This is a genomic window from Stenotrophomonas lactitubi, from assembly GCF_002803515.1.
In the GTDB taxonomy this organism is placed as follows: Bacteria; Pseudomonadota; Gammaproteobacteria; order Xanthomonadales; family Xanthomonadaceae; genus Stenotrophomonas; species Stenotrophomonas lactitubi.
Map to the genome: position 1 here is coordinate 3297054 of NZ_PHQX01000001.1, position 17026 is coordinate 3314079.

General features: G+C 67.1%; 17 protein-coding genes. 6 read left to right on the forward strand and 11 right to left on the reverse strand.

Annotation, left to right across the window (positions count from 1 at the left end):
* Positions 1–66 precede the first annotated feature (66 nt).
* Positions 67–1293 carry an acetylornithine transaminase gene (locus CR156_RS15465; RefSeq protein WP_100460254.1) on the reverse strand — a complete coding sequence of 409 codons (1227 nt, stop codon included), beginning with the start codon at positions 1291–1293 and terminating at the stop codon, positions 67–69.
* 63 nt (positions 1294–1356) lie between these two features.
* Between CR156_RS15465 and CR156_RS15470 the strand changes: the two genes are divergently transcribed.
* The gene (locus CR156_RS15470) at positions 1357–2229 is read left to right on the forward strand and encodes an ion transporter (RefSeq protein ID WP_100554199.1); all 873 of its coding nucleotides are present in this window, start codon (positions 1357–1359) and stop codon (positions 2227–2229) included.
* 159 nt (positions 2230–2388) lie between these two features.
* Here the strand turns inward: CR156_RS15470 and CR156_RS15475 are convergent, their stop codons facing one another.
* Complete coding sequence (locus CR156_RS15475; RefSeq protein WP_100553467.1) at positions 2389–3207, reverse strand: SDR family oxidoreductase; 819 nt, start codon at positions 3205–3207, stop codon at positions 2389–2391.
* Between the two features lie 107 nt (positions 3208–3314).
* Here CR156_RS15475 and CR156_RS15480 point away from each other — a divergent pair, with 107 nt between their 5' ends.
* Complete coding sequence (locus tag CR156_RS15480; RefSeq protein ID WP_100553468.1) at positions 3315–3998, forward strand: hypothetical protein; 684 nt, start codon at positions 3315–3317, stop codon at positions 3996–3998.
* A 94-nt stretch (positions 3999–4092) separates the two neighbouring features.
* On the opposite strand, the gene CR156_RS15485 is transcribed toward CR156_RS15480, so the two are convergent.
* Positions 4093–4755, reverse strand: coding sequence for a serine/threonine-protein kinase (locus CR156_RS15485; protein ID WP_100553469.1), 663 nt, complete (start codon positions 4753–4755; stop codon positions 4093–4095).
* Between the two features lie 85 nt (positions 4756–4840).
* On the opposite strand from CR156_RS15485, the gene CR156_RS15490 reads away from it, so the two are divergent.
* A complete protein-coding gene (locus CR156_RS15490) occupies positions 4841–6838 on the forward strand; it encodes a bifunctional DedA family/phosphatase PAP2 family protein (RefSeq protein ID WP_100553470.1) in 1998 nt (665 codons plus the stop codon).
* 170 nt (positions 6839–7008) lie between these two features.
* On the opposite strand, the gene CR156_RS15495 is transcribed toward CR156_RS15490, so the two are convergent.
* The 3 genes from CR156_RS15495 to CR156_RS15505 all read right to left on the reverse strand — a co-directional run bounded on the left by CR156_RS15495 (position 7009) and on the right by CR156_RS15505 (position 9839).
* The gene (locus CR156_RS15495; RefSeq protein WP_089236694.1) at positions 7009–7587 is read right to left on the reverse strand and encodes an LON peptidase substrate-binding domain-containing protein; all 579 of its coding nucleotides are present in this window, start codon (positions 7585–7587) and stop codon (positions 7009–7011) included.
* On the reverse strand, positions 7584–8948 hold the full coding sequence (gene mpl / locus CR156_RS15500; protein ID WP_100553471.1) for a UDP-N-acetylmuramate:L-alanyl-gamma-D-glutamyl-meso-diaminopimelate ligase: 1365 nt from the start codon (positions 8946–8948) through the stop codon (positions 7584–7586). Before mpl ends, CR156_RS15495 begins: the two co-directional genes overlap by 4 nt.
* Positions 8949–9275: 327 nt before the next feature.
* On the reverse strand, positions 9276–9839 hold the full coding sequence (locus CR156_RS15505; RefSeq protein WP_025874177.1) for an adenylate kinase: 564 nt from the start codon (positions 9837–9839) through the stop codon (positions 9276–9278).
* Between the two features lie 136 nt (positions 9840–9975).
* Between CR156_RS15505 and CR156_RS15510 the strand changes: the two genes are divergently transcribed.
* Both CR156_RS15510 and CR156_RS15515 read left to right on the forward strand, forming a co-directional pair.
* Complete coding sequence (locus tag CR156_RS15510) at positions 9976–11232, forward strand: 6-phosphofructokinase (RefSeq protein WP_025874176.1); 1257 nt, start codon at positions 9976–9978, stop codon at positions 11230–11232.
* 114 nt (positions 11233–11346) lie between these two features.
* Complete coding sequence (locus CR156_RS15515) at positions 11347–11736, forward strand: DUF488 domain-containing protein (RefSeq protein WP_100553472.1); 390 nt, start codon at positions 11347–11349, stop codon at positions 11734–11736.
* Positions 11737–11815: 79 nt separating this feature from the next.
* On the opposite strand, the gene CR156_RS15520 is transcribed toward CR156_RS15515, so the two are convergent.
* A complete protein-coding gene (locus CR156_RS15520; protein ID WP_100553473.1) occupies positions 11816–12319 on the reverse strand; it encodes a hypothetical protein in 504 nt (167 codons plus the stop codon).
* A 284-nt stretch (positions 12320–12603) separates the two neighbouring features.
* Here CR156_RS15520 and CR156_RS15525 point away from each other — a divergent pair, with 284 nt between their 5' ends.
* The gene (locus CR156_RS15525; RefSeq protein WP_100460264.1) at positions 12604–14631 is read left to right on the forward strand and encodes a sodium-translocating pyrophosphatase; all 2028 of its coding nucleotides are present in this window, start codon (positions 12604–12606) and stop codon (positions 14629–14631) included.
* Between the two features lie 37 nt (positions 14632–14668).
* Here CR156_RS15525 and CR156_RS15530 read toward each other — a convergent pair whose 3' ends face one another.
* From CR156_RS15530 to CR156_RS15545, 4 genes are read right to left on the reverse strand one after another with little or no spacing between them, the layout of a single operon-like run.
* A complete protein-coding gene (locus CR156_RS15530) occupies positions 14669–15388 on the reverse strand; it encodes an energy transducer TonB (protein WP_100553474.1) in 720 nt (239 codons plus the stop codon).
* Positions 15385–15810, reverse strand: a complete 426-nt coding sequence (gene exbD, locus CR156_RS15535; protein ID WP_100553475.1) for a TonB system transport protein ExbD — start codon at positions 15808–15810, stop codon at positions 15385–15387. Before exbD ends, CR156_RS15530 begins: the two co-directional genes overlap by 4 nt.
* Positions 15811–15818: 8 nt before the next feature.
* A complete protein-coding gene (exbB, locus tag CR156_RS15540) occupies positions 15819–16547 on the reverse strand; it encodes a tonB-system energizer ExbB (RefSeq protein ID WP_100553476.1) in 729 nt (242 codons plus the stop codon).
* Positions 16534–17001 (reverse strand): YbaN family protein, encoded by a 468-nt coding sequence (locus CR156_RS15545; protein ID WP_100553477.1) that lies wholly within the window; start codon positions 16999–17001, stop codon positions 16534–16536. Before CR156_RS15545 ends, exbB begins: the two co-directional genes overlap by 14 nt.
* Between the last annotated feature and the right edge of the window lie 25 nt (positions 17002–17026).

A 17026-nucleotide genomic window follows, 5' to 3' on the forward strand; every position in this document is an offset into this window, starting at 1 on the left:
GCCATGCCCGGCGAGCGCAGCGGAAAAGAGACGCCGGGCATGGCCCGGCGCTACCCTGGTGACAGATCAGCGCGCTGCGACGAACGCAGCAATCGCCGCGCGCAGGCGCTTCAGGCCTTCGGCCACTTCTTCGTCGGTGATGTTCAACGACGGCACGAAGCGCAGCACGTCCGGGCCGGCCTGCAGGGTCAACAAGCCCTGTTCGGCAGCGTGGTCGAGGATGGCGCCAGCCTGGCCAGCAAACTCCTTGCTCAGCACCGCACCCAGCATCAGGCCGCGACCGCGCACCTCGCTGAACACCTTGAACTCGTCATTGATGCGGGCGAAGCCATCGCGCAGTGCCTTCGACTGGCGACTGACATTGGCCGCGATCTCGGCCGAAGCCAGCTTGCGCAGCGCCACTCGAGCGACAGCCGCGGCCAGCGGATTGCCGCCGAAGGTGGTGCCGTGGGCACCGAACTGCATGGTCTCGGCCACCTTCGGGCCGGCCAGCATCGCACCAATCGGGAAACCACCACCCAGCGCCTTGGCCAGGGTCACCATGTCCGGCACCACGTCGTCCTGCCAGTGCGCGAACAGCGTGCCGGTGCGGCCCATGCCGGCCTGGATCTCGTCCAGTACCAGCAGTGCGTTGTGCTGGTCGCACAGTTCGCGTACGCGCTTGAGGAAACCGGACTTGGCCGGCATCACCCCGCCCTCGCCCTGGATCGGCTCCAGCATCACCGCCGCCACGTCGCCGGCGGCCATCGCGGTTTCCAGCTGCACCTCATCGTTGAAGTCGATGTAGCGGAAGCCACCCGGCAGCGGCTCGTAGCCTTCCTGGTACTTCGGCTGCGCGGTGGCGGTCACCGCACCCATGGTGCGGCCATGGAAGCTGCCGCGGAAAGTGATGATCACGCGCTTGTCGGCCGGCCGGCCTTGGCTGGAGGCCCACTTGCGGACCATCTTGATCGCCACTTCGTTGGCTTCGGCGCCGGAGTTGCACAGGAACACGCGCTCGGCGAAGCGGCTGGACTTCACCAGTTCCTCGGCCAGGTGCAGCGGCGGCGCGCTGTAGAACACGTTGCTGGTATGCCACAGCTTGCCGGCCTGTTCGACCAGCGCGGCGACCAGGTCCGGGTCGTTGTGGCCCAGGCCGCACACGGCGATGCCTGCGGCCAGGTCGATGAACTCACGCCCCTGGCTGTCCCACACGCGGGCGCCCTGGCCTCGCTCCAGCACCACCTGGCGGGGCTTGTACACCGGCAGGTAGTAGTGCGACAGGGAGATCAGCGGATCGGTAGCGGCGGTCATGGCAGTCGGCAGGGTTCAGGAATGCCCATTCTCGCGCCGGAACCGGTGCGGCACAATGCACGCATGCGACCGTTTTCCGCCCCCCAGCTGAACCCCGCCACCGAGACCGGCTGGCGCCGCCAGTGGTTCGACATCATCTACCGCCACGACAGCCGGCCCTCGCGCAATTTCGACCTGATCCTGGTGGTGGCCATCATCGCCAGCGTCATCGTGGTGATGATCGACAGCGTGCAGCACCTGCATGCGCGCTGGTCCACCGGCCTGTACATCCTGGAATGGACCTTCACCGTCCTTTTCACCGCCGAATACCTGCTGCGGCTGGCGGTGGTGCGTCGGCCGCTGCGCTACGCGCTGAGCATCTGGGGCATCATCGATGTGCTGGCGATCCTGCCCACCTACCTGTCGCTGTTCATTCCCGGCGCGCAGAGTCTGCTGGTGGTGCGTGCGCTGCGCATCCTGCGGGTGTTCCGCATCCTCAAGCTGACCCGCTACGTCGAAGAAAGCGGTGTGCTGATGGAGTCGTTGTGGCGCAGCCGGCGCAAGGTGCTGGTGTTCCTGTTCACGGTCATCACCATCACCATCATCGCCGGCGCGCTGATGTACCTGATCGAAGGCCCCAACCATGGCTTCACCAGCATCCCCAGCAGCATGTACTGGGCGGTGGTGACGATGGCCACGGTCGGCTTCGGCGACATCGTGCCGCAGACCGTGCTCGGCCGCTTCGTCACCTCGGTGCTGATCCTGATCGGTTACAGCATCATCGCCGTGCCGACCGGCATCTACACCGCCGAACTGGCCAGCACCATGCGCGAAGCCGAACTGGCCGCGCGCCGCGATGCACGTGGCTGTCCGCACTGCGGGCTGGAAGGCCACGAGCCCGATGCGCGGCACTGCCGCAAGTGTGGCGGACCGTTGCCGGATACGTTCAGCCACTGACGATGATGCCGGCCAGCGGCCGGCACTACCCATGCCTGCGACAGTAGATCCACGCCATGCGTGGATGAAGCCCTACCGAACGACAGTAGATCCACGCCATGCGTGGATGAAGTCTCGCCGAACGGCAGTAGATCCACGCCATGCGTGGATGCTCCTGGCTCAATCCAGGAACAGATCCGGCAGCAACGGACGCGACGCATCCACCGCATAGCCGGAAAGATCGGTCACGCCGGTTTCGGCCAGCACCTCATCATCGATCAGGAACCGGCCGTGGAAGCCGGCCGCTTCACGCACCAGCACCGCATGCGCGGCATCGGCCATGATCTGCGGTGTGCGGCAGCCGCCGACGTCCACGCCAGGAATCATGTTGATCGCATCGGTAGCAATGACCGTGCGCGGCCACAACGCATTGACGGCCACGCCCTGCGGGCCGAACTCGGCGGCCAGGCCGAGAGTGACGAAGCTCATGCCCATCTTCGCCAGCGTGTAGCCGGTGTGCGCGCCCCACCACTTGGGATCGAGGCTCGGCGGCGGTGCGAGGGTCAGGATGTGCGGGTTCGGCGCCTGCAGCAGGTACGGCAGGCAGGCCTGCGCGCACAGGAAACTGCCGCGCGAATTGACCTGCTGCATCAGGTCGAAGCGCTTCATCGGCGTGTCCAGGGTGCCGCGCAACCAGATGGCGCTGGCGTTGTTGATCAGGATGTCGATGCCACCGAAGGTGTCCACGGCGGCAGCAACGGCTGCCTGCACCTGGTCTTCCTCGCGGATGTCGCACTTCAGCGCCAGGCCCTGGCCACCCGCTGCGGTCACCGCCTCGGCGGCACTGTGGATGGTGCCCGGCAGCTTCGGATTGGGCACCGACGACTTGGCGGCAATGGCGACGTTGGCGCCATCGCGCGCGGCGCGCAATGCGATCGCCAGGCCGATGCCACGCGAGGCACCGGTAATGAAAAGGGTCTTGCCCTGCAGACTGCCCACGTTCCACACTCCAGCGTATGCAATGAGCCGCTAGTATGCCGCGCCGACGCGGAGTTCACCGCACGTTGACGATACTGGCGGCCCGGTCACTGCACGAGGTCCATGCCATGCGCTGTTCCCGCCTGTTGTTGCCTGCCCTGGGCCTGGCCCTGCTCACTGCCTGCCAGGGCCGTTCGCCTGAACCCGGCAGCGCACCGGCCAAGGATGACGCCGCCAGCGTCGACAAGGCGGCCGGTGATGGCAAGCTGCGCTGGAGCGAGGCCGTTGTCTGGGATGGCGACCTCAACGCCTGCCGCCAGGGCGACAGCGCGGCCACCCGCGATTGCCTTCGCGATGCGATGCGCGCCGGCGGGGCCAGTGCCGACGCGGTCACCGCCGCCGAACAGCTTTCCACCGGTGGCGAACTGGCCTACGTGACCGCCTGGCATGAACATGACGGCCTGGGCGTGGCCACCGTCGAATACCCGTTCCGCGCCAACACCAATGAAGGCACGCGCCTGGTCGATGCCGGAGGCAAGCGTATCGACGTGGATGCAGTGCAGCTGGACGACACGCTGCGCGCCGATCCCGGCGTGCAGGAGGTGCTGAAGGCGAACCCGCAGGCCACGCCGTTCGCGCCGGCGCAGGCCGCAGGTACTGCAGCACTGGATGGAGGTGGCATCCGCCTGCTGTACCGCACGCCGCTGCGCGATTGCCATGCGTGCCCGGATGTGGGGCAGCTGCAGATCGGCTATGACTTCGACGGCAAGCGCAACTTCATCGGCCAGCAGGTGGTGCCGGTGACGCCGTAGTGGTTCGCCGCGCCATTCGGTAAAGCGCATCCACGCATGGCGTGGATCTACTGATACCCGCGCACCTGCTTGCTCAGCTGCGAAGGCAGCGCGCTCATGGCTTAGGGCCCTGCCCTTCGTTGTCTTCCCAATGCAGGATGCGGCGGGTGACGAAGCGGTAGACCGGCTTGCCGGTGGCGAACCAGAGGTCGCGCACCCACGAGGTGCGCTTGAGCACGCGCTTCTCCACCGGCGTCAGCGACGCGCGGCAGTACATGCGCTTGTGCTTGAGCAGGTGGCGCAGGTCTTCGCGCGCCAGCAAGCGCATCCAGCGCGAGCGCGGGTCGCCGATCACCGCCAGCTGGAAGTCGATCAGCGCCGGTCGACCGTCCTCGGTCACCAGCCAGTTGGCTTCCTTGGCCAGGTCGTTGTGGGCCACACCACGTCGATGCAGCTGCTGCAGCAGGCGGCGCGCGGCGCGGAACCAGGCCACGTCTCCGCGCGGCGGGCGCTGGTACATCGCATCACCGGCCATGAAGCTGCGGTCCAGGTGGCGGCCATTCCAGTCCAGCAGTTGCGGCACGTCGGCCATGCCGTGGATGTGCTTCAGCGCGCGCGCTTCGCGCCGCGCCAGCCACCACGCAGGCAGCCGCAGCCACAGCGGCGTGGCCCCCAGATCGCGGCGCACGAAGGGGCCTTCCGGGCCCTGCACGAGGAGGATCCGGCCAAAGCTGTCGGCCTTCAGTGCATGCGTTGGCGCGTCGTTGGATACAGGCATGGCGACATTCTAGGCGATGGCGATGGTTGCAAACGGTCACCAAGCGGCTGGGAACCAGTCACCTTCACGCCTCTATAATCGGGAAATGGACTCTTCATGGATCGACGCCACCCTCGCGTGGATTGCCGCTCATCCCGTGTTGGCGGGTGCGGTCATCTTTCTGATCGCCTTCTGCGATGCGGTCATCATTCTTGGCGCCATCGTGCCGGCGCTGCCGTTGCTGTTTGCCGTCGGCGTGTTCATCGGCCTGGGCCAGATCTCCGGGCCGTATGCGGTTGCAGCCGCAGCGCTGGGTGCATTCGCCGGTGATGGCATCAGCTACTGGATAGGCCGGCGCTGGGGCGACCGCCTGCGTGGCGTCTGGCCGTTCAGCCGTTACCCGCAGCTGCTCGACCGGGGCGAGAACCTGTTCCGCCGCAATGCATTCAAGAGCATCCTGATCGCCCGCTATGTCGGCGCGATCCGGCCATTCGTGCCCGCCATTGCCGGCATGATGAAGATGCCTGCCAGCCGTTATGTGCAGGCCAGTGGCATCGCCAGTATTTCCTGGGCTGTGCTGTTCCTGGCCCCGGGCTGGATCCTCGGCGAGGCCTACGACACCGTCGCTGCAGTTGCCGGCCGGCTGGTCGTGGTGGCGGGCCTGCTGGCGGTGATCCTCAGCCTGGTCTGGGCCATCGTGCTGTACGGCTATCGCTGGTCGGCCGCACGCATGGACAACTGGCTGGCCCGCCTGCTCGACTGGTCCAACCGGCACCCGACACTCGGTCGCTACACCGTCGGCGTGCTCGACCCGAAGCGCCGCGAGTCGGTACCGCTGGCGATGCTGGCGCTGATGCTGCTGCTGTTGGGCTGGGGCTGGTTCGCCCTGTTGACCGTGGTGGTCGCCCATGGCGAGCCCCTGGCGGTGGATCTTCTGGTGCACCAGGCAATGCTGGCCCTGCGCAATCCGCTGGCCGATTACCCGATGGCCGCTTTGGCGTCGTTGGGCGCATGGCAGGTGCTGCTGCCGGCAACCGCTGCGGCAATGGGCTACCTGGTCTGGCGCCGGCGCTGGATGGCGGCCGCCCATTGGCTGGCCGCATTGGCCTTCGGCCTGGCCCTGACCAAACTGCTCGGCGCCACCGTTGATGTGGTGCGCCCGATCGATGCCAGCAGCGGCTTCGGCTTCCCGTCGGTGTCAGTGACCATGGCCACCATCACCTTCGGCTTCTTCGCAGTGTTGATCGCCCGAGAAATGCCCGGCCGCACCCGCGTCTGGCCCTACCTGGTGTCAGGCATCGTGGTCAGCTTGATCGGCTTCTCGCGCCTGTACCTGGGCGCGCACTGGCTGAGCGACGTCATCGGCGGCATGTTGTTCGGCACCTTCTGGCTGCTGGTGCTGGGCATCGCCTATCGCCGCCGCTTCAACCGCTCGTTCTGGGTCAAGCCGGTGGCATGGCTGTTCTACGGCGTCTTCGCGGTGGCGGCGATGTGGTACGCACCGCGCAACATCGCCATCAAGCTGGAACGCTTCGAGCCGACCTTGCCGGCACCGCTGGCGATGGACGCGCAGGCCTGGTGGCAGCACGACTGGGCGAAGCTGCCGGCGCGTCGCAACGAGTTCGACGATGACCAGCGCTGGCCGCTGGATGTGCAGGTGGCCGGTCCGTTGGCGCAGCTGCAGGCGCAGCTGGAAGCGCGCGGCTGGCAGGTGCAGGCGCAGGCCGGCTGGCAGGAAGCGCTGCTGATGCTGGACAAGAACACCGGCGCCGATGAACTGCCGGTGCTGCCGGCGACCTTGGATACGCGCGTCGAAGCGCTGCTGATGGTGCGCCAGGGCGCACAGGCTGATGAGCGCTACGTGCTGCGCCTGTGGCAGGCACCGGCACAGCTGCAGCCGGGCGACACCCCGTTGTGGCTGGGCAGCGCACAGACCCTGCGCTACGAGCGTCACTTCCAGTGGATCGGCATGTGGCACCCGGTGCGCGGGATCGATCCGGCGTTGAACGCGGTGAAGGAAGCGGTGCAGGCGCTGCCTCAGCAGGAAGCCGTGCACCCGGAGACCGGGCTGCCGGTGCTGCGGTTGAAGACCACCGCGCCCTGATGGATCCGCCGGGCATGGCCCGGCGCTACCGCCTCCGCTCTGGTAGTCGCCAACCTCGGTTGGCGCTTCGGCAAAGGCTGCCAACCAAGGTTGGCATCTACCGGTTCTGGGTTGGTTGGCATCTACCGGTTCCGCTTTGGTTGGCGGCTGCCGGTCTCGGCGTTCCGTCGTTACGGCATCCAGCCCAGCAGCTGCTGCAGGCGCTGATGCGGGTCGTCCAGCTGCAGCAGCTGCAGGCGCTGCTGTTCGCTCAGCGGCAGCAGTTCGCCCAGCCGCCAGCTGACCCAGCTGGCCTGATCCATCAAGGCCGGCGTGGCCGGTGCGAATGCCGTGCCCGCCTGCTCGATGATGTGGTCCAGTACCGTCGCCAGCAGCGCATGCTGCGGACGCAGTTCGTCATCGGGATCCTCATCGCACCAGCGCACATCGGCCACCACCAACCCGTTGTCGCGCACGCGCGTGCGCTCGACATGGAAACGGCGGGTGCCGCGCAATCGCAGCTGCAGCACGCCATCGGCGCCGACGTCGAAATCCTCGATCTTCACCTGCACGCCGAAGGCGGCCGGCGTTGCCGGCGCTCCCACTTCGTGCCCTTCCAGGATCAGGCAGACACCGAAACCTTCGCCGCTGCGCCCAGTTTCGCGGACCAGATCCAGGTAGCGTGGCTCGAACACGCGCAGCCCGATGGCCGCTCCCGGAAGCAGCGTCGTATGCAGCGGGAACAGCGGCAGCGAACCCTCACCGCTCATCGTGCCTGCAGTCCTGCCAGGAAGCGGCGCGGTGCGCCGTCGAAGCCGCCGTTGGACATGAACACCACATGGTCGCCGCTGCGCACATCGGTCTGCAGCTGCGCCAACAGCGCGTCGGTATCGGCCACCGCGTGCGCCTCACCGCGCACCGCGGCGATCACTGCGGCCGCATCCCAGGCCAGCTCCGGGCGGTGCAGGAACACCACCTCATCGGCGAGTGCCAACGACGGTGCCAGCGCTTGTGCGTGGGCCCCGAGCCGCATCGAATTGCTGCGCGGCTCCATCGCCACCACGATGCGCGCATCACCGACCCTGGCACGCAGGCCTTCGAGGGTGGTCGCAATCGCGGTCGGGTGATGGGCGAAGTCGTCGTAGACGGTGATGCCATCGTGGTTGCCGATCACTTCCATGCGCCGCTTGACGCTGCGGAAGCGCGCCAGCGCCGGGATCACCTCGGCCGGCGCGACACCCACTGCATGTGCAGCGGCCAGTGCGGCCAGGCCATTGAGCACGTTGTGCCGGCCCAGCAGCGACCAGTGCACATCGCCCAGTGCCTGCCCGCGATGATGGACGCGGAACGCGCTGCCATCGGCGGCCAGCAGCTCGGCGTGCCATTCCAGCGACGGATCGAAGCCGAAGCGTTCGACCGGGGTCCAGCAGCCCATCGCCAGCACTTCAGCCAGGTGCGTGTCTTCGCCGTTGACGATCAGGCGGCCGCGCGCCGGCACGGTACGCACCAGGTGGTGGAACTGGCGCTGGATCGCCGCCACGTCGGGGAAGATGTCGGCGTGGTCGTATTCGAGGTTGTTGAGGATCGCCACCAGCGGCCGGTAGTGCACGAACTTGCTGCGCTTGTCGAAGAACGCGGTGTCGTACTCGTCGGCTTCGACGACGAACTCGCGGCCCTGGCCCAACCGGGCAGACACGCCGAAGTCCTCGGCCACGCCGCCGATCAGGAAGCCGGGGGAGCGACCGGCATTCTCCAGCAGCCAGGTCAGGATGGTGGTGGTGGTGGTCTTGCCATGGGTGCCGGCCACGGCCAGGGTGTCGCGTCCCGGCAGGACCTGCTCGGACAGCCACTGGGCGCCGGAAATGTAGCGCTGGCCGGCATCCAGCACGGCTTCCACGGCCGGATTGCCGCGCGACAGCGCGTTGCCGATCACCACCTGCCCGGTGCCCTGCGGCACGCTGTCGGCGCGGTAGCCCTGATCCAGGGTGATGCCCAGCTGCTCGAGCTGGGTCGACATCGGCGGATAGATGGCCTGGTCGCTGCCACTGACCGTATGGCCCAGTTCCCGCGCCAGGGCGGCCACGCCACCCATGAAGGTGCCGGCGATTGCAAGGATATGTACGCTGCTCATGACCGGGGATTGTGACCGATCACGGCTGTATAGGGCCATTGTCGGCAACAGGGTAAGAGAACCCCTACAGTCACTGTGAGAAAACTCCAATCGCATGTCAGGGAATTCCCGATAGCGATGTTCTGTGAACCCGGACACAATTCAGGATGCCAGCCGCAGTACCCGAACCGGTCCTACTCCCCAAGAGGCCATCCCCAAGGGAGCTCATGCTGTGGGGGCCCTGAGCAAGCCCTTTGCTGGCACCTATGAAACGAAACAGGCCTGATCCTCGCGGATCAGGCCTGTTTTTTTGCGCCTGCGGCGGCCGGCATCGACCGGCCAGCCGGGTCAGCGCTTGATCGCCGCCAGGATGCGGGCTTCGATCTCGTCGAGCTCGCCGACGCCATCGACGCGGGCCAGGGTGCCACGGCCAGCGTAGAAGTCGACCACCGGAGCGGTCTGCTCGGTGTAGACCTGCAGGCGCTTGCGCACCGATTCCGGATTGTCGTCGGCGCGACCCTGTTCCTGCGCACGGCCGGCGATACGCTCGACCAGCAGCTCGGTGGCCACGTCCAGCTGCACCACGGCATCCAACGGCTGGCCGATCTCGGCCAGCATGCCGTCCAGCGCGTTGGCCTGGGCCACATTGCGCGGATAGCCGTCAAGGATGAAGCCCTTGGCGACATCGGCCTGGGCCAGGCGCGACTTCAGCATGCCCAGCAGGATCTCATCGGACACCAGGTTGCCGGCATCCATCACCGACTTGGCCTGCTTGCCCAGCTCGGAGCCGGCGGCGATTTCCGCGCGCAGCATGTCGCCGGTGGAAATGTGGGCGATCTCGAGCTTTTCCTTCAGGCGCGTCGCCTGTGTCCCCTTGCCCGAACCGGGCGGTCCCAACAGAACCAATCGCATTGACCTGACTCCAACGTGTTGAAAATAAAGAAGGTTCGCGTCCCGGACGGTCCGGTATCGCTGCACCGCAATAGCGCCACTTTAGCGCATCCGGGTAATGTCCCTGCAATGTCCCCTCCCCCGAGCAGGTAGAAGCATGCGCAATGGCACCCTCCTTTACGCCCAGTCAGGCGGCGTCACCGCCGTCATCAACGCCACGGCCGCAGCGGTGATCGAACAGGCCCGCGCCAAGGGAATCAAGGTCCTGGCCGCGCGCAACGGCATCCTTGGCGCCCTGCGCGAGGAGCTGATCGACACCAGCAAGGAGAGTGCTGCGGCCATCCGCGCCCTTGCCCACACCCCCGGCGGTGCGTTCGGCTCGTGCCGGGTCAAGCTGAAATCGCTGGAGGCCGACCGTGCCCGTTACGACCGCCTGCTGGAGGTCCTGCGCGCCCACGACGTGCGCTGGTTCCTCTACAACGGCGGCAACGACTCGGCAGACACCGCCCTGAAGGTATCGCAGCTGGCAAAAAGCTCCGGCTACGACCTGACCTGCATCGGCGTGCCCAAGACCATCGACAACGACCTGGCGGTGACCGACACCTGCCCCGGCTTCGGTTCGGCGGCCAAATACACGGCCGTGTCCGTGCGCGAAGCGGCGTTGGACGTGGCGGCCATGGCCGAGACCTCCACCCGCGTCTTCATCTACGAGGCGATGGGCCGCCACGCCGGCTGGCTGGCTGCAGCCGCCGGCCTGGCCGGTACCGGCGAGGACGACGCCCCGCACATCATCCTGCTGCCCGAGCGCGCCTATGACGAGGCCGCGTTCCTGGCCAAGGTCAAGGCCGTGGTGGCACGCGTGGGCTACTGCGTGGTGGTGGCGTCGGAAGGCATCGCCACCGCCGATGGCCGCTTCGTCGCCGACGCCGGCGGCGGCAAGGACTCCTTCGGCCATTCGCAGCTGGGCGGCGTGGCCGCGCATCTGGCCGGGCGGGTCAAGGACCAGCTGGGGCTGAAGGTGCACTGGGCCCTGCCCGACTATCTGCAGCGATCGGCCCGCCACCTGGCCAGCAAAACCGACTGGGAACAGGCCCAGGCGGTGGGCAAGGCGGCAGTGCAGCTGGCGCTGAAGGGACAGAACGGGGTGATGCCGGTGATCGTGCGCAGCAGCGATGCGCCCTATCGTTGGAAGATCGAGGCAGCGCCGCTGTCGAAGATCGCCAACCATGAAAAGAAGATGCCGGCCAGCTTCATCCGCCGCGATGGCTTCGGCATCACTGCCAAGGCGCGGGCCTACCTGCAGCCGTTGATCAAGGGTGAAGCACCGTTGCCCTACGGTAGTGATGGCCTGCCGAAGTACGTGACGCTGAAGAACGTCGCGGTGAAGCAGAAACTGCCAGCGTTCGAAGGCTGACCCCCAAGGGGACGGAGGGGATTAAGTCGTATACGCCCCTCCGTCACTTCCACCAGCGTCAGCGTGGGTCGGATACGACTTAATCCCCTCCGTCCCCTTTTCAGGAGGAATGCCATGGCGTTGCGTGTTGTTCGACTTGGCTCACCGCGTGCGCCCGGTGAAGGCCTGCGCATCGGCACGGTGCGGCGCCCACCGCGCGGTGTGCCGCGCAGCGAGTTCGCGAAGCAGGACTGGTACGACGTCTGGTTTCCTACGCTGTCTCCCAGCGCGGAGCTGGTGAAACAGGCGCACGAGGCGAAGACCGCCGTCGACTGGACGGCGTTCTTCCGTCACTACAAAGTCGAAATGAAGGCACCCGATGCGGCGCACGCGCTGGACCTTCTGGCGGCGCTGTCGCAGCACAGCGATATCGCGGTGGGCTGCTATTGCGAGGATGCAGCGCACTGCCACCGATCGGCACTGCGCGAACTGCTGGTGGCGCGTGGAGCGAGGCTTGCGGATTGATCAATGGGTTGCCGGCCAGCGGCCGGCACTACCTAGGTCTCCCTTGCAGTAGATCCACGCCATGCGTGGATGCTTGGCCTCAATTGCAGGCCTTGCCTTCCATCTGCAGCTGCGCGGCGAACATCGTCACCTGCGGGATCTTGCCGGCGGCGGCCTGCTTCTTGGCTTCTTCCAGGTAGATGCGCGACTGGCCCTGCCCATCCAGCGCCTGCGCGTTGTTCACCGGCAGACGCCACACGCGCACCACCGCCTGCTGCGCCGGGCAGGCCGCATTGGGCACACGGATCACGTCATTGAGCTTCCAGCCCTTGTCGGCGCTCGGTTGTGCCTTGGCGTAGTCGACAAAGCGGGCGCGCGGCTGGCACTGCTCGCTGGTGCGCACCGCCGAGAAACGATAGGGCTCCGCGGCCTGGCCGGTGAACGCGCCTTCCAGGCGGGCACAGGCCTCGGGAATCTGCCGCAGCGTATGCACCGCGCCGACCGCCTGCGGTGCACCGATCGCGCGCTGCAGTTCGGGTGCTTCCGCCGCGAAGGCAGGCAGGGCCGGGGCCAGAACGGCAAGCATCAACAGGGACAGGCGCATGGGGATTCTCCGACAGGACTGCGCGCAGGCTTGCAGAGGTTGGCTTAACGGGGTGCAAAGGCGCATCCATCGAGCAGCCGCTGCGCTCGCCGGGCGCGGCCCGGCGCTACCATCCGGGCGCGGGTGCACGCATACTGCGGACACCAGGGAATGCTGAACACCGCCATACGTCGGACGACCACCAAGGTCGGTACGGGTTGGTTCCAGGCTGCAGCCCGTCGTCCCCCTCGTGGTGCAGTTCATCGCCACTGGATGCTTGTCCATCCATTTTGCGGAGGGGTCTAATGCTGGAACGTCACGGGCTGTCATTGGCGCTGGGCTGCGCCATTCTCGCGATCCTGTACGGAATCGTCTCGGCGCGCTGGATCCTGCGCCAACCCACCGGCAATGAACGCATGGTCGCCATCGCCACGGCCATCCAGGAAGGCGCGCGCGCCTACCTCAACCGCCAGTACCTGACCATCGGCATCGCCGGCGTGGTGCTGTTCGTGCTGGTCGGCATCTTCCTGAGCTGGTACACCGCGATCGGCTTCGCGGTCGGTGCGGTGCTGTCCGGCGCAGCGGGCTACATCGGCATGAACGTGTCGGTGCGCGCCAACGTACGCACCGCCGAGGCAGCGCGCCATGGCATCAGTGCGGCGATGGATGTTGCGTTCCGCGGCGGTGCGATCACCGGCATGCTGGTGGTCGGCCTGGGCCTGCTCGGCGTGGCCGGCTACTACGCACTGCTGCTGCGGCTGGGCCTGCCGATGGAACAGGCACTGCATGCACTGGTCGGCCTGGCCTTCGGCTCATCGCTGATCTCGATCTTCGCGCGCCTGGGCGGCGGCATCTTCACCAAGGGGGCCGATGTCGGCGCCGATCTGGTCGGCAAGGTCGAAGCGGGCATTCCCGAGGACGACCCGCGCAACCCGGCGGTGATCGCCGACAACGTCGGCGACAACGTCGGCGACTGCGCCGGCATGGCCGCCGACCTGTTTGAAACCTATGCGGTCACCGTGATCGCCACCATGCTGCTGGGCAGCCTGATGCTGGCCGAGGCCGGTGCCAATGCGGTGCTGTATCCGCTGGTGCTGGGCGGTGTTTCGATCATCGCTTCGATCATCGGCGCGCTGTTTGTGAAGGTGAAGCCCGGTGGCTCGATCATGGGCGCGCTGTACAAGGGCGTGATCGTCTCCGGTGTGCTGGCAGCGATCGCGTTCTATCCGATCACCACAGGACTCATGGCAGACAACGTGCATGGCCCTGTCGCACTCTACGGCTGTGCGTTGATCGGCCTGGTGTTGACCGGCCTGATCGTATGGATCACCGAGTACTACACCGGCACCCAGTACAAGCCGGTGCAGCACGTGGCGCAGGCCTCGACCACCGGCCACGGCACCAACATCATCGCCGGCCTCGGCATCTCGATGAAGTCCACGGCGCTGCCGGTTATCGCCGTCTGTGTGGCGATCTGGGGCGCGCACGCGCTGGCCGGGTTGTACGGCATCGCCATCGCCGCCACCGCGATGCTGTCGATGGCGGGCATGATCGTCGCACTCGATGCCTACGGGCCGATCACCGACAACGCCGGTGGCATCGCCGAGATGGCCGAACTGCCCTCGGAGATCCGCGACATCACCGATCCGCTCGATGCGGTGGGCAACACCACCAAGGCAGTCACCAAGGGCTATGCCATCGGTTCGGCAGCACTGGCCGCGCTGGTGTTGTTCGCCGACTACACGCACAACCTGCAGGCGGCCAATCCCGGCCAGGAGTTCCGCTTCGACCTCAGCGACCACACGGTGATCATCGGCCTGCTGATCGGCGGCCTGATTCCCTACCTGTTCGGCGCGATGGCGATGGAAGCGGTCGGTCGCGCGGCCGGCGCGGTGGTGGAGGAAGTGCGGCGGCAGTTCCGCGAGATCCCCGGCATCATGCAGGGCACCGCCAAGCCGCAGTACGACAAGGCGGTGGACATGCTGACCCGCTCGGCGATCCGCGAAATGATCGTGCCGTCGCTGCTGCCGGTCGCCGTGCCGGTGGTGGTCGGCCTGCTGCTGGGGCCACGCGCGCTGGGCGGCCTGCTGATCGGCACGATCGTCACCGGGCTCTTCGTGGCCATATCGATGACCACCGGCGGCGGTGCCTGGGACAACGCCAAGAAGTACATCGAGGATGGCCACTTCGGCGGCAAGGGCAGCGAGGCGCACAAGGCGGCAGTGACCGGCGACACCGTGGGTGATCCGTACAAGGATACTGCCGGCCCGGCGATCAACCCGCTGATCAAGATCATCAACATCGTGGCGCTGTTGCTGGTGCCATTGCTGTAGATCCACGTCATGCGTGGATGGCGGCCCCCGCCGCCGATCACCGTCCGCGCAGATAGAACGCCACTGGCACCATCACTTCTACCGGGTCGCCGGCCACATCGGCCGGCGGCACCGGCACCGGGCTGGCGCGCTGCACGGTGTCCAGTGTCTCCTGATCGAGCAGGGCGAAGCCGCTGCTGCGCTCGATGCGCGGCGCCGACACGCGGCCGTCGCGGGCAACCGCAAAGCGCACATAGGCCACGCCCTGCTGGCGCAACCGTTCGGACTGGCGTGGATAGCGCCGATGCTGTTGCAGGTGTCCCAGCAGCAACCCCTGCCAGGTGGCGTTGGCACTGCTGCGTTCGCCAGCGGTGGTGCGCGGTGCAGCGTAACGTGCTGCTGTCTGTGCAGGAACGTCCGGCGGCGCCAGCGTGCGATCGACATTGGCGTCCGCAGCGTCCTCTGTCGGCTTCGCAGCTGGCTCGAGCGGGGCCGCAAATTCCCCTTGTGGCAGCGCCGGCGCTTTGATCTGTTCGTGTTGCTTCGGCACGGTCACGCGCCGCTGCTGCTCCTGCTGCAACGGTCCGGCGGGCAGCGCGCGCGGCGGTACCGGCGGCGCCTGGGCGGCGGGAGCCAATTCCAGCATCAAGGCGGCAGGAGGTGCCACTGCTACGACCGGCGGCGTGCGCGACGCCCACCACCACAGCGTAACGATCAGCACCGCATGTGCCATCAGCACGATCGCCAGGCTGGCTGCCCAGCGCTGCAGCCCGCTCATCGAGCGCCCTGCTCCAACCCGACCAGGGCGACCTTCAGGTAACCGGCACTGCGCAGCGCATCCAGCGTCGCCATCAGGTCTCCATAGGAGACGCGCTGATCGGCACGCAGATAGAGACGCTGCGACGTATCGCCATGCGTTGCCGAGCGCAGCGCAGTGGCGAGGCCATCGCGCACCACCGGCGCCTCGCCCACCCGCAGCGACAGGTCGGCCTGCACGGTCACATACACCGGCGCATTTTCTGTCGGCGTCGCCTGTGCGCTGCTGGCGGGGAGCTGCACGGGCACCGACACCGTAGCCAACGGCGCGGCCACCATGAAGATGATCAACAGCACCAGCATCACGTCGATGAAGGGCGTGACATTGATCTCATGGGCTTCTTCCGGGGTGTCATCGCGTCCGGATGCGGTCCTGATCGCCATGGCGTGCCTCAGTTCACTGCACGCAGCGTGCCTGCCGGTGCACGGCGTGCAGCCCGATCCAGATCACGCGACACCAGCTGCTGCACAGCTGCGGACAGATCGCCCAGCAGGCCACGCAGGCCCGCCAGCACCCGGGTGAAGTGGTTGTAGACCAGTACCGCCGGGATCGCTGCGACCAGACCGAGCGCGGTAGCCAGCAGCGCCTCGGCAATGCCTGGCGCAACCACGGCCAGATTGGTGGTGTTGCTGTGGGCGATGCCGATGAAGCTGTTCATGATGCCCCACACGGTGCCGAACAGGCCCACGAAGGGCGCCACTGCGCCAATGCTGGCAAGCACGCCGATGCCACGACGCTGGTTGCGTGCGGACTCCAGTTCCAGACGCTCCAGTCGTGACGCCACCCGCTCCTTGATCCCCTCACGATGATCAAGTTCCTGCGACAGATGCAGCTCGGTGCGCGCAGCATCCAGCATGGCGACGGCGATGCTCTGTTGCAGTGCGGGCTCGCCGCCTGCGACCGGCAGGCTGGGTGCCGACAGCAGCAGGCTTCGCGCGAGGCGCAAGGCGCGCGCCTGCCGGGCCAGTTCCCAGCCCTTGGCCAGCAGCACGGTCCAGGTGGCCAGCGAGGCTACAGCCAGGGCAATCATCACGCCCTTCACCACCACATCGGCAGCCAGGTACATGCCCCAGGGGGTCAGTGCGGGGGCGGCCATGGGCGCCAGATCAGCAGGCAGCATCGTCAGAGGTTCCATTGGAATCGGAAGAGGAGGCGCGACGGCGGGCAGCGCGCGGATCGGCGGCATCGTCCACGCCCACCAGCGGCGAAAGATCGAAACGTGGCGCCGGTCGACTCAGGACATAGCCGGCACTGACCGCAAAGAACAGGCCAACGCCCAGCAGCAGGCGCCAGGACGGGTGTGCGCCCCAGCAGAACATCGCAAATCCCACCGCCATGCCCGCGCTGGCAAACGCCTTGCCCTTGCGCGATACCGCGCCCTGCTCACGCCACAGGCGCAGCGACGGGCCGTAGCGCGGATGGGAAAGCAGCCGCTGCTCGAACCTGGGTGAACTGCGCGCGAAGCAGCCCACCGCCAGGATCAGGAAGATGGTGGTCGGCATGACTGGCAGCAGCGCGCCGATCACCCCCAGCGCGACCATCAGCCAGCCGAGCGCGAACCAGAGCCAGCGCATCAATCGCGCGCCAGCGCGCAGTGCA